Genomic DNA, 12,754 nt, shown 5'->3' with positions numbered 1-12,754 from the left:
GTCAGGCCTCTCCGGGGGCGGTGACGGCGCTCCAGTAGCCCGCGGCGGTGAATTCGGACCTGGCCAGCCCGCGCGCCAAAAGCGCCTGCCGCGCCGCCTGCGCCTCGGCCTGTTCGGCGGCGAAAAAGACCGCGCGGCCGGTTTCGGGAATGGACAGCTCTGCCAGCGCCGCAAGCGGCGTCGCGCCCTCGGCCCGCAAGAGCCAGCGCAGCGCCACCCCCGGCGGGGCGGTCAGCGGCTGGATGTCGGCCCGGTCGGGAACCACGATCCGCGCCGCGCCACGCGCATCGGCGGGCAAAAGCGCCAGATGCCGGGCGATCACCGGCAGCGCGGTCTCGTCGCCGACAAGGCCGTGCCAGGCCGCCGGACGCGGCCCCCGGTCGCCGCCCGGCCCGGCCAGCACGACGTCGGTGCCGGGGCGCAGAGTTGCCGTCCAGTCGGTGACGCGCCCGCCCGCATGCACGAAGACATCAAAGGCCAGCTGCGGCTCGGGCGGGGTCAGATCCAGATGGCGGATCGTGTAGACGGGCCTGTGCCAGGCCGCAGCGCCCCCCGGCCATTGCGTCACGCCATTGCCATCGGTGCGGGGCCAATCCGCGCCCGCAGGCCCCAGAAGCAGGCGGAAATGCAGCCCGCCCGCGTCAAAGCGCGCCAGATCGGCCCCGGCCAGAGTGACGCGTCGATACGCGGGCGAGAGGCGCTGCACCGCCACCACCCGCGTGCGCGCATGGCTGGCGGGCCAGCCGTCGCCCGGCGGTCCCTGCCAAAGCGGGCGCAGCCCCGCCGCCTGCAATTCCTCGGTCAGATAGTCGCGCAGCATCTGCAGATGCGGGCCATCCTCGGCCGTGACTTCAAGCGCGGTGCCCCCCGGGGCGGGGCCGACCGTCGCCGTGCCGCCCGAAAGCGTCACCCGCAGCCGCCCCCCGATGCGCGCAGAGGCAAAGCCGATGGCGCTGGCGCGGGCCTCGAACCGCGGCAGTGCGGTTTCGGCATCGACCGGCAACAGCGTGGTGATCCGATGCGCTTCTTCAGCCATGCGCAAGCCCCCTTTGTCCCGTCTGCCGCCCGTGCGGGATCATCATCGGCCGCCCGCTGACCGGATCGGGCAGGATCGTGCTGTCCAGTCCGAAAAGCGCGCGGATATTGGCCGCGCTCAGCACCGCCCCGGGCGGGCCCTGATCGTGCAGCCGCCCGGCCCGCATCGCCACCAGCACATCGGCATAGCGCGCCGCCAGATTGAGATCATGCAGCACCATCACCACCGAGGTGCCGCGGCGGCGGTTGAGATCGGCCAGAAGATCCAGCACTTCGATCTGATGGTTGATGTCCAGAAAAGTCGTCGGCTCGTCCAAAAGCAGCAGCTCGGTCTCCTGCGCCAGCGCCATGGCGATCCAGACGCGCTGGCGCTGCCCGCCCGACAGCGCCGCCAGATCGCGCCCGGCCAGCGCCGCGGTGTCGGTGACATCGAGCGCCCGGGCGACGGCTGCGGCATCGGCGGGGCTCCAGCGCGCAAACAGCCCCTGATGCGGATGGCGCCCGCGGCTGACCAGATCCAGCACGGTGATGCCCTCGGGGGCGATCGGCGTTTGCGGCAAGAAGCCAAGCCTGCGCGCCAGCCTGCGCGGCGCGATCCGGTGCAGATCGGTGCCGTCAAAGGTCACCCGCCCCGCCCGCAGCGGCAAGAGCCGCGCCAGCGCGCGCAGCAGCGTGGACTTGCCGCAGGCATTGGCGCCGACGATGACGGTGATCTTGCCCGGCGCGATGTCAAGGTCGATGCCCTGCAGCACCGGCGCCGCGCCATAGCCCGCCACAAGACCGCGCGCCGACAGGGTTGGGGGTGTCACAGACCGGCTCCTTTCGCATTGTCGCGCCAGATCAGCGCCAGAAGATAGGGGGCGCCCAGAACCCCGGTGACGACGCCCACCGGATAGCGCGCGGGCAAAAGCCACTGCCCGGCCAGATCGGCCGCCAGCACCAGAACCGCGCCAACGCAGGCCGCGGGCAGCAAAAGCGATCCCTCGCGCCCGGTCAGCCGCGCCGCGATCGGCCCCGAGAGAAAGGCGACAAAGGCCACCGGACCGACCGTCGCCGTGGCCACCGCGACCAGCGCCACCGCCGCCAGGATCACGCCCACCCGCAGCCGACCGAGCCGCAAGCCCAGCCCCGCCGCCGCCTCGTCGCCCAGCCGCAGCGCCTCCAGATCGGCGGCACGCGCGATCAGCCAACCGCCGCCAAGACCCAGCACCACGGCAAGTGGCGCCACCTGCCCCATCTGCGCGCCGTTCAGGCTGCCCGACATCCAGCGCAAGGCCTCTTGCAACGACCAGCTTGGCGCGCGGCTCAGCACATAGGCGGTCAGGCTTTGCAAGAGCGCCGAAAGCCCGATCCCCACCAGAATGAGCCGCGTGCCGCAAAGCCCGTCGCGCCAGGACAAAAGTGTAATCAGCCCGGCCACGCCCAGCCCCGCCGCCACCGCCAGAACCGACACCACGGGCCCGCCCAGACCAAGGCCGACGATCGCCAGCACCGCCGCGGCACTGGCCCCCGCGCTGATGCCGATGATGTCGGGGCTGGCCAGCGGATTGCGCAACAGCGTCTGAAAGGCGATGCCGCCCAGACCGAAGGCCGCCCCCGCGGCCACGGCCAGAAGCGCCCGCGGCAAGCGCAGCTCGCGCAGGGTGAAGCTGACGCCCGGGATCTCGGCGCCCCGCAGAACCTCAAGCACGACGCCGGGCGCAAGCAGCCGATGGCCGAGCATCAGCATGGCGGCAAGGCCCGCGAAGATCAGCGCCGCCAGAAGCGCCAGCACAAGGGCGCGGCGGCGCAGCCGGTCCCGGCGCAACCGGGCGATGATGGCAAGCGTCGCCGTCATGGCGCCCGCCCGCCCAGGCGCCGCACGATCCAGATGAAGACCGGCGCCCCCAGAAAGGCGGTGACGATGCCCGCATCCACCTCGGCCGGGCGGGCGATCACCCGGCCCGCGACATCGGCCAGAAGCAGCAGCAGCGCGCCCCCCAGGGCGGAAAAGGGCAGGATCCAGCGGTAATCGACGCCGAAAAGCCCCCGACAGGCATGCGGCACCACAAGACCCACGAAGCCGATCGGACCGCAGAGCGCGGTGGTGGCGCCCGACAGCAGGATCGCCCCGCCCGCCGCCAGCGCCCGCGCCCGCCAGACCGTCTCGCCCAGCCCGGTCGCGGTCTCCTCGCCCAAGGCCAGCAGGTTCAGCTTGCGCGCCGAAACGAGCGTCGCCACCGCCCCCGCGGCCAGAAACGGCAAGACCGGCGCGATCTGCGCAAAGCGGGCGCCGCCGACGCCGCCGATCATCCAGGATTGCGCCAGACCGCCGATATCGCCGCGCGGCAAGATCACTGCCGTCGTCAGCGCGCCCAGCGCCGCCCCCAGCGCCGCGCCCGCCAGCGCCAGCTTGAGCGGCGTCGCGCCGCCCCGCCCCAGACTGGCAATTGCATAGACCGCCGCGGCCGCGATCCCCGCCCCGGCAATGGCAATCCAGATCGTCGCGGCGGCGCCCCCGGGGCCAAGCCAGGCCAGCGCGATCACCACCGCCAAAGCCGCCCCGGCATTGGTGCCCAAAAGGCCCGGATCGGCCAGCGGATTGCGCGTCAGCCCCTGCATCGCCGCCCCGGCCATGGCCAGCGAAGCCCCGGCGAGCGCCGCCAGAACCGTGCGCGGCAGCCGCGCCGCCACCGCCGCCTCGGCGATGGTGTGCGGCGTGCCGGTCAACCCGATCCAGAGATCCGCCAGCCCGACCGACCGCGCGCCAAGGCCCAGCGACAGCCCGACAACGACCGTCAGCGCCGCCACGGCCATCAGCCCGCGGAACACCCTGCCCGCCTGCCCGATTGCCGTCTGCCCGCGCATCGTCTGCCCGCTCATCGCCCCGCCGTCACCGCCGCCGAGAGCCGGTCGGCATAGGCCTCCAGCACCCAGGGCAGCGACATCGGCGTGGGATTGGCCGCGGTGCCCATCGGGTCATTGTCGAGCATCACCAGCGCGCCGCGCCGCACTGCGGGCAGCTGCGCGGTCAGAAGATCGCTTGACAGGCTGTCACGCAAAGCCGCGCCGCCATAGGTCACCAGCACGTCGACATCGGCCAGGCTGTCGATCAGCTCGGCGCTGACCTCGGCCGAAAAGGCGCCCCCCGCGGCGGCCTCCCGCACCATCTGCGGCGCGTCAAAGCCCAGGTCGCGAAAGAACTGCACCCGGGCATCGCGCTCGGTGTAAAAGCCGATCCGGCTCAGATCCTGCGCCGCCAGATGGGTCACGAACATCGCGGTTTTTCCCGCGAATTCAGGATGTTCCGCGCGGGTCTTCGCAATTTGGGCGTCGAGCCGCGCAATCAGCGCCTGCCCCTCGGCGGCCATGCCCATACCCGCGCTGTTCAGCGCGATCATCTGGCGCCAATCCGTCGTCCAGGGCGCTTGCGGATAGGCCACCACCGGGGCGATGCGGCTGAGCGTGGCATAATCCTGCGCGGAAAGGCCGGAATAGGCCGCCAGGATCACATCGGGCTCGGTCGCCGCCACCGCCTCGAAGTCGATCCCGTCGCCCTCGTCAAAGAGCACCGGCGGCGGGGCGCCCAGTTCCGCCAGACGCGCCTCGACCCAGGGCAGGATGCCATCCCCGTCGTCATCGCCGAAATTCGCCCGCGCAAAGCCCACCGGTACCACCCCCAGCGCCAGCGGCACCTCGTGGTTGCTCCAGGCCACCGTGGCGATGCGGACCGGCTTTTCGGTCAGGACGGTGGTGCCGAAGGCATGGCGGATTTCCAGCGGATAGGATTCGGCCAGCGCCGCCTGCGGCAGCACCGCCACAAGGGCAAGGGCGCCAAGGCGCAACAGGAACAGGGGGCGTTTCATGGCGGCAGGAGTCCTTCGATTGGCACCGCCTTGCCCGTGGCGGCCGGGCCGGTCAAGGCGGCGCAGCCGTCGGAACCGGGCGCGGCGCGGCTTCGCCAAAGTTTCTGACAAAAACCATCAGTTTCTTCAAGACCCATCCGCGCCCGGCTGCTAGAGCGCGAGCATCGCAGGGCTTCGGCCGCCGCCCCCGGGGCCCGGCGGCACTGTCTTGCACAGCCATCCGGCCGGGCCCCGCCCCCGGAGAGCCAGCCCGCCCCCCTTTTGGAGATATCGACGTGACCTTGCCTTCCCAGACCGCAGCCCCGCGCCACCGGCTGCTGAAATCGGGCTGCGCGGTGCTGGCGCTGCTGGCCGCCCAGCCCGCCACGGCCCAAGACGGCGCCGAAACCGATGCCGAAACCCCGTTCCGCCTGTCGCCGATCACCGTGAACGCCGCGGGCAAGGCCGATGACGATGCGGCCACGGTCGTCGCCCGCGAGCTTTGGGTGGGCGGCAAGGTCGCCACCAGCCTGCAGGATACGCCCGCCTCGGTCTCGGTGATCACGCAAAAGGAAATCGAGGCCCGCAAGGCCGACACGCTGGAAGAGGTGCTGCAATATTCCGCCGGTCTGCACACCGATTACTACGGCACCGACGACCGCAACGACTATTTCCAGATCCGCGGCTTCAGCGCCACGACTTATCGTGACGGGCTGACGCTGGGCTCGATGCGCGGCGTGCGCGAAGACCCCTATGCCTATGAGCGCGTCGAAGTGCTGCGTGGCGCCAATTCGACGCTGTTTGGCGTTGCCGATCCGGGCGGCTCGGTCAATTTCGTCACCAAACAGCCGAAATTCGAACGCATCGCCGAAACGCGGCTCAGCTACGGGTCCTTTGGCAGCACGGAAGCCGCCTTTGATTTCGGCAATGTGCTGAATGCGGCCGATACGCTGGCCTTTCGGCTGACCGGCAAGCTCAAGGATGGCGCGCTGGAATACGACCATTCCAACGATGACGAGACCTTCCTGATGGCCGGGCTGACCTGGTCGCCCGACGTCGCCACCTCGCTGAGCCTGATCGTCGATCATCTGGACCGCGACGGCACGCCCAACAGCGGCGGCTATCCGCTGGATCGGGACTATGACCGCAGCGCCTTTTATGGCGAGCCCGGGTTCAATTATCACGATGTCGAACGCACCTCGGTCACCGCGCTTTTGACCCATGATTTCGGCAATGGCCTGACGCTGCGCGGCAATCTGCGCTACAGCGACCTGACCGACGATTTCGGCTATGTCTATCTTTATGACTATGCCGGACGCACCGGCACGACGCTCTCGCGCTATTATTTCGGCACCGACCGCAGCGCGACCGAGACGATCGGCAATGCCGTGCTGCAATATGACACGCGCTTTGGCAGCATCGGCAGCAGCACGCTGGGCGGGATCGAATTCCGCGACGGCACCAGCACCGACACCTCGATCTACGGGCTTGCCGGGTCGATCGACCTGGCCAATCCGGTTTATTCGGGCGGCCCGGCCAGCCCCTCGGTCTATGCCCGCACGCGGGTGGAAAACCTGACGCGTTCGGTCTTTGCGACGCAGAACCTGGCCTTCAACGACCGGCTGATCGCCACTGTCGGGCTGCGCCATGACTGGCTGGATGTCACCAGCACCAACCTGATGGGCGCGACGCCGGTCAGCGCCAGCGGCGATTTTTCCGAAAGTTCGGGCCGGGCGGCGCTGACCTGGAAGTTCACCCCCAGCCTGTCGATCTATGGCAGCTTCGTCGAATCGATCGCACCGCCGACAGTGGGCGTCGATCCCGAACGCGGCGAACAATATGAAATCGGGGTGAAATTCGCCCCCGAGGGGTCGAACACCCTGATTTCGGCGGCGGTCTATGACCTGACGAAAAAGGATGTGACGATTGCGGTGGTGCAGCCCGGTGGCGCGATCGAGCGCGAGAAGGTCGGGGAATCGCGGGTGCGCGGCCTTGATCTGGAAGCCAAGACCGAGCTGACCTCGGCGCTGACGCTGATCGGGTCTTATTCCTACATCGACTCGGAGGTGGTGACGGGCACGCTGCGTTCGGGCGCCTCGATCGCGGGCAAGCAATTCGCCTCAACGCCCAATCATGTCGCCTCGATCTGGGCGAATTACACGCTGGCGGGCACGCAGGCGCGGGGGGATGTGACGCTGGGGCTGGGGCTGCGCCATGTCGGCAGCTATTATTTCGACGCGGTCAACAGCCGCAAGGCCAGTGCCGCGACGCTGGTCGATGCCTCGGTCGGCTATGATCTGTCGGAGACCGCGACGCTGGAATTGCATGTCAGCAACCTGCTCGACGAACAGCATGTCGTCGGCTCGGGCACGGCGGATTATTACAACCCCGGCCGTGAAATCGGGCTGAGCCTGCGCAAGAGCTGGTAAGCGCGCGACCCCGGCGGCCACGCTTGCGGCCGGGGTCACCCCTTGCGCTGGGCGCGCAGCCAGGCCGAGGGCGTCGTGCCCTCGTGGCGGCGAAAGGCCCGCGTCAGATGCGCCTGATCGGCAAAGCCGAACTGCATCGCGACATCGGCAATCATCATCTCCGAGGCCAGAAGCGCCCGTTTCACCCCCGCGATGCGGCGTTCCTGCTGCCATTGCAGCGGCGTCTTGCCGGTGGTCTTCTTGAAGGCCTGCGAAAACCAGCCGGGCGACAGACCCACCGCCTCGGCCAGCGCCGCGGTGCTCAGCCGGCCGCTGCCGTCCTCCTCCAGGAGCCGCTGCAACCGGCGCATCTGCTCGGGCGTCAGGCCGCCGGAATGGCGCGTCTCGGGCGGCGGCGCCCCGGGCATGTCCAAAAGCCCCGTGACCAGCGCCACGGCCAGACTTTCGGCAAAGATCGGGTGGCGCTCGGGGGCGATGATCTCCTGGCGCAGCGCCGCGCCGATCGCGGCGAGCGCCGAAACCTCCTGCAGCTCGGCCGGTTGACTGACCACCCGCATCGCATCGCCCGCCCCCAGACCCGCGCCCAGCCGCGCCAGAAGCCAGCTGCGGTGCAGATGCAGATCCAGATGCGAAAACCGATGCCCGGCCACGAACCGGGTCCAGATCGGCATGCCCGCGGGCACATAAAGCGCGCGCAGCAGCGGGCGGGCATGGCCCTGATCGGCGGCGCCCCGGTCCGAGAGCCGGATCTGGTCGGAGACATCGTTGAAGAACAGCATCACCCGCGGATCGGGCGAGCTGTAATAGCCCGTCGCCCCGGCCCGGCCCTCGGCTTCCCAAAACACCCCGCACATCGCCTCGAAGGAACGCCACCGCACCGGCGCGGTGCGGGAAATCCCGTGCGTCTGGCTGGTCATCGCAGGCAGGAAGCCCATTTCCCTTTTCTCCACAGGCGGAAAAGACCGAAACGACGCTTGCCTGTGGCACCGGAGCGGCCAAAGCGACCGCGGCGGCATGGGTAGTGCGCAGGCGCCAAACCTAGGCCATTGCCCGGCCCGGCGCAAGAGAGCCCGCCGGGGCTGCCGCTCAGCCCTGGGCCTCGTGCAAGCGAGAGCATCGAGGATGGGTTGGGGAGCCCCTCCTGACGCCACTTGGCCCGATTGATCCGGCGCGGATCAGGAGCGCTGAGCCATGAAGGACGTCTCGATCCCCGGCGTTGACCTGGCGAAGCGGGCACGAAGCCTGCAGCGGGCAACGGGCTCACGTCTTGCTGAAAATCATCTCCCGCGGGCGGCATCTGGACGCAGGGACCGCGGCGCAGAAGACGGGCTGTCTTTTGTTGACTATTTTTGTCACATTAGCCTTCTGCCCGGTTCCGGAGATCCAGATGAAAAACCCCGCGCCCGATGGCTCGCCCTATCGCGATATCGTCGTCGACGATGGCCCCAAAGCGGCGATTGCCCTGCGCGACATGCTCAGGGACGAGATCGCCTGCACCTTCCGGGATGCCCCGAAGCCGCCGCCGCGCAACGGGGTGGTGGCGGCGGGGCGCTATCTGTGCAAGACCCTGCGCAGCGGGCTGCAATGCCTTGATTGCGATCTGGAACTGGCGGCCACGCTGGATATGGTGTCGGTCTCGCCGCGCTGCATCCGGGTCTCGGCCCTGTTCGAGGGCGCATCGAGCTGGGAGGTCGCGGGGCAGCAGCATGTGCATCCGGGCCAGGGCATCGCGCAGATCTCGGCGCTGGGGCAGGACACGCCGATCGGCTTTTGCGAACCGATGGGGCAGCGCTATCGCATGGCGGGGCTGCTGATCACGCCCGGCTTTTTCGATCAGGGGCCGGAGGATCTGCAGGACGGGCTGAAGGAGCTGCGGGCGCTGCTGGATCCGGGGGTCCGGCATTGCGCCCTGCCGGGGGCCCCGGCGCTGCGCGAGATCCTGGCGCGGCTGCATGCGGTGCCGTTTCAAGGCGCGCTGGCCGATCTTTATCGCGAAAGTCTGGCGCTTGGCCTCGTGGTCGAGCTGACCCGCCATCTTGGCGACCGTGCCCCCGGCCCCGCCGCGCTGCCGCGCCGCTCTGCGCAGCTCGCCGCCGAGGCGAAAGCCCGGATCGATGCCGCCCCCGAGGCGGTGCCCTCGGCGCTGAGGCTGGCGCATGATCTGGGCACCAACGAAACCACGCTGCGCCGTGCCTTCAAATCCGCGCATGGGGTGCGGCTGTTTGATTACGTGCTGGAGAGGCGCTTGCAGATGGGCCGCGATCTGCTGCGCGACACCGCCTTGCCGATCGGGGACATCGCCTGGCGCTGCGGCTATGGCGATCCGGCGAATTTCACCCATGCCTATCGCCGCCGCTTCGGCCGCCCGCCCCGCGCCGAGCGCGGCTGAGCTCAGCCGAAACGGGCGTGGAGCAGAAGCGGCGCCATGTCGCGCACCACGGGCAACCGCCCCAGCGTCGCGATCAGCCGCGACCGCTCCGGAAAGGCCTCGCCATAGCCGATCGCGGTGACAAGCGAAAGCCCGGGCACCTGCCGCAAGAACGCCGGCACATCGCGGCGCGCCAGCGCAAAGGGCATCTGCGGCGCGGTGTAATCCTTGTCCACCACCATGCCCCGGAGCGTCCGGCGCGAAAACCAGTGCGGAATGGTGTCAAAGAAAATCTCGGCCGGGGACGGGCCGCGATGCGCGCCGATCCGGCGCAGCAGGGCCAGCGTCTCTTCTGCGGTGAAATACATCACCAGCCCCGCCGCGGTGACGAAAAACCCCCGTTCGGGATCGACCGCCTCGAACACTGCGGGGTCAAGCGCGGAAAGCGGCAGCTCCGTCAACCGCGGATGGTCGGGCAGAAGCTGGCGGCGCAGCGCGATGCTTTCGGGCAGATCGACGCAAAGCCAGCGCAGCCGCCCGTTGTCGAGCCGCCAGAACTGCGTCTCCAGCCCCTCGCCCAGCGCCAGCACCTGCGCCTCGGGATGGCGGGCCAGATAGCGCCGGATCAGCCCGTCCGAATATTTCGACCGCACCGCATGCCAGTGACTGACCGGGCCGAAGCGGTCGAAATCATAATCGATCCGGTTCAGCAGATCGACCGCCATCGGATCGTCGAAGAACCCGCGGTCAAGCACCGTCATCCCCGCGCGCGAGCGCAGTGGCCAGAGCAGCGTCTCGGGCACGCCACCCAGCCGCGGCGCGATCCGCGCCCCCGTCCCGATCCTTGCAACCTGTGTCATGGGATCCCCCTTCAGAATGTCACCGTCATCCCGACGCCGATCACCCGGCCCCGGTCATAGGACACGCCGTAAACCGGCGTCGTCGTGCCCGCGGCCACGCCATAGGGCTGGCGCACGGTCAGATAGCGCTCGTCGAGCAGGTTTTCGCCGAAGAGATAGATCTCGCCATTGCCCCAGCGCATCCCGAGCCGGGCCGACACCAGATTGACCGGCGCCAGCTTGCCCAGATTGGCGGCGTCGAAATAGCGCGCGCCCATCCAGGAATAGCCGATCTTGCCATAGACCTCGGTGTCCGGAGCGGCCGCCTTCCAGCCGATCTCGCCCGCCGTCGCGCGATAGCCCAGATCAAGCCTGCCCGCCCATTCGGGCGTGTTGGGCAGCCGGTCCCCCGCCTCGAGCCCGGCATTCACCACCGAGGCGGCGGCGGGCACATCGGTGATCTCGGTCCTGGTATAGGCCAGGCCCGTGCCCAGCTGCCAATGATCATCCGGCCGCCAGGTGGCATCGAGCTCGACCCCCTGCGAGCGCGCATCCAGATTGGCATTGGCCGAGGCCAGGGTGGCGGAATCGTACAGCATGATCTGCTCGTCGTTCAGGTCGTTGAAGAAGACCGCCCCCGAAAGATCGAGCCGACCCTCGAACAGGCTGGCCCGGCCGCCGATCTCGTAGCTGATCGTTTCGGAGGGCGCATAGGTGCCGCGCGGCACGCCGAAGCCCATGAAGGTGTTGTAAAACCCGTAGCCGCCGGATTTGTAGCCGCGCGCGATGGAGGCATAGGTGGTCAGATCGGGCGACCATTCGTAAGACAACGCCGCCTTGCCGGTCCAGAAATCGTCGCTCAGCCGACCGCTTTCGGAATAGCGCGCCAGCATCCCCGGATAGAGCAGGTCATAGCCGAGAGAGTCGAAATCGGCGCTGAAATCCTTGTCCTCATGGGTCAGCCGCAGCCCGGCCGAGGCCGTCAGCCGTTCGCTCAGCGGCAGGCTGATGTCGCCAAAGACCGCCACGCCATCGGTGACCTGGTCATAGCTCTTGAACCCCGCCTGCGTCGCGCCAAAGGCGGTGACATTGCTGCTGTTGGTGTTGCGGTTCTCGTCGCGATAGGCGACGGCGCCCGCCACCCAGCCGATTGCGGCCCCTTCCAGCGAAGAGAGCCGGAATTCCTGCGTCAGGCGGCTCTGATCCTTGGTCCAGAACATGTAATTGTCGGCGGTGTCGGAAAAATCGGAAATCGGTAGCCCGGTGACGGTGGAAAAGAGCAGCTGATCGCCCTGATAATTGTTCTCCACGCTGTAGTCGTTGAACGAGGTCTGGGCGGTGAAGGTGAAGCGCTCGAAATCCTGTTCGAATTTCGCCATCAGTTGACGCGACTGCGAATTGTCGCTGGCAAAGCTTTGCCGCGCGGGCAGCGGATCGGCCTCGCCGATCTGGGTGGTGTAGTAAACCGGGGTGGTATCGGCGTTTTCCCCCGCCAGCGTGACCAGAAGCCGCGTCGCATCGCCGGGCGTATAAAGCACCGAGGCCCGGCCCGCCAGCACCTGATTGCCGCCCAGATCCGGGCCCGCATCATTCGCCGCATAGCCGTTCACCCCCGATTGCCGCAAAGCGAAGCGGGTCGAGAGCACCCCGGGCCTGATCGGCAGGTTCAGCACGGTCTCGGCACGGTAAAGCCCGTCGCTGCCGAAGTCGCTGCGCAGCGACCCTTCGAAAACATCGGTCGGCAGCGCCGGAACAAGGTTGATCGCCCCGCCCGAGGTGGACCGCCCGAACAGCGTGTTCTGCGGCCCCTTCAGCACCTCGACCTGTTCAAGGTCCAGATAGCTCGAGGCCGATTGTTCCAGCATCAAGGGCGCGCCATCGACGAAGGTCAGCACCGAACTGTCGTCGGGGCTGAGCGGCATCAGAAGCGGGCCGACCCCGCGCAGCGTGACAAAGGCATTGCTGCGGTCGCCATAGGAATACATCACCGCCCCGGGGATCTCGCGCAGCGCCGTGGCGCCGTCGGTCACCCCCTCCTCGGCCAGTTTCTGCGCATCGACGACGGCGACCGAGCCGGGAACATCGCGCAGCTTCTCGCCGCGTTTGGAGCCGGTGACGACGATCTCGTCCAGCTCGACAAGCTCTTGCGCAAGCGCCGGGGCGGCGCCCTGCAGGCAGATCAGCGCGGCGGCGATGGCGGTGCTCCGGGCCAACGGCGGGGCAAAGGAACGGGCGGGCAAGGTCATGGAACGCTCCAAT

At 68.7% G+C, this 12,754-nt stretch carries 10 protein-coding genes; 2 read left to right on the top strand and 8 right to left on the bottom strand.

The window, feature by feature from the left end:
* Nucleotide 1: 1 nt before the first annotated feature.
* Genes RCAP_RS07125 through RCAP_RS07105 form a run of 5 tightly spaced genes read right to left on the bottom strand, consistent with a single transcriptional unit; the run spans nt 2 to nt 4,880 of the window.
* On the bottom strand, nt 2-1,036 hold the full coding sequence (locus RCAP_RS07125; protein ID WP_013067162.1) for a siderophore-interacting protein: 1,035 nt from the start codon (nt 1,034-1,036) through the stop codon (nt 2-4).
* Entirely contained in the window at nt 1,029-1,844 is an 816-nt protein-coding gene (locus RCAP_RS07120; protein ID WP_013067161.1) for an ABC transporter ATP-binding protein, read from the bottom strand. Before RCAP_RS07120 ends, RCAP_RS07125 begins: the two co-directional genes overlap by 8 nt.
* On the bottom strand, nt 1,841-2,872 hold the full coding sequence (locus RCAP_RS07115) for a FecCD family ABC transporter permease (protein ID WP_013067160.1): 1,032 nt from the start codon (nt 2,870-2,872) through the stop codon (nt 1,841-1,843). Before RCAP_RS07115 ends, RCAP_RS07120 begins: the two co-directional genes overlap by 4 nt.
* The gene (locus RCAP_RS07110; RefSeq protein WP_013067159.1) at nt 2,869-3,897 is read right to left on the bottom strand and encodes a FecCD family ABC transporter permease; all 1,029 of its coding nucleotides are present in this window, start codon (nt 3,895-3,897) and stop codon (nt 2,869-2,871) included. The genes RCAP_RS07115 and RCAP_RS07110 overlap by 4 nt, the downstream gene beginning before the upstream one ends.
* Nucleotides 3,894-4,880 (bottom strand): iron-siderophore ABC transporter substrate-binding protein, encoded by a 987-nt coding sequence (locus RCAP_RS07105; RefSeq protein WP_013067158.1) that lies wholly within the window; start codon nt 4,878-4,880, stop codon nt 3,894-3,896. Before RCAP_RS07105 ends, RCAP_RS07110 begins: the two co-directional genes overlap by 4 nt.
* Before the next feature lie 275 nt (nt 4,881-5,155).
* Here RCAP_RS07105 and RCAP_RS07100 point away from each other — a divergent pair, with 275 nt between their 5' ends.
* The gene (locus tag RCAP_RS07100; protein ID WP_013067157.1) at nt 5,156-7,288 is read left to right on the top strand and encodes a TonB-dependent siderophore receptor; all 2,133 of its coding nucleotides are present in this window, start codon (nt 5,156-5,158) and stop codon (nt 7,286-7,288) included.
* Nucleotides 7,289-7,323: 35 nt separating this feature from the next.
* Here the strand turns inward: RCAP_RS07100 and RCAP_RS07095 are convergent, their stop codons facing one another.
* A complete protein-coding gene (locus RCAP_RS07095; protein ID WP_013067156.1) occupies nt 7,324-8,223 on the bottom strand; it encodes a helix-turn-helix domain-containing protein in 900 nt (299 codons plus the stop codon).
* Nucleotides 8,224-8,675: 452 nt separating this feature from the next.
* On the opposite strand from RCAP_RS07095, the gene RCAP_RS18430 reads away from it, so the two are divergent.
* Complete coding sequence (locus RCAP_RS18430) at nt 8,676-9,677, top strand: helix-turn-helix transcriptional regulator (RefSeq protein WP_013067155.1); 1,002 nt, start codon at nt 8,676-8,678, stop codon at nt 9,675-9,677.
* A 2-nt stretch (nt 9,678-9,679) separates the two neighbouring features.
* Here the strand turns inward: RCAP_RS18430 and RCAP_RS07085 are convergent, their stop codons facing one another.
* Together RCAP_RS07085 and RCAP_RS18425 are read right to left on the bottom strand one after the other, a co-directional pair.
* On the bottom strand, nt 9,680-10,516 hold the full coding sequence (locus RCAP_RS07085; RefSeq protein WP_013067154.1) for a class I SAM-dependent methyltransferase: 837 nt from the start codon (nt 10,514-10,516) through the stop codon (nt 9,680-9,682).
* Between the two features lie 11 nt (nt 10,517-10,527).
* A complete protein-coding gene (locus tag RCAP_RS18425; protein WP_013067153.1) occupies nt 10,528-12,741 on the bottom strand; it encodes a TonB-dependent receptor in 2,214 nt (737 codons plus the stop codon).
* Nucleotides 12,742-12,754 lie beyond the last annotated feature (13 nt).

The sequence above is a fragment of the Rhodobacter capsulatus SB 1003 genome, assembly GCF_000021865.1.
In the GTDB taxonomy this organism is placed as follows: Bacteria; Pseudomonadota; Alphaproteobacteria; order Rhodobacterales; family Rhodobacteraceae; genus Rhodobacter; species Rhodobacter capsulatus_B.
The sequence above is the reverse complement of the archived record's forward strand: the minus strand, read 5'-3'. Positions and strand labels throughout refer to the sequence as shown.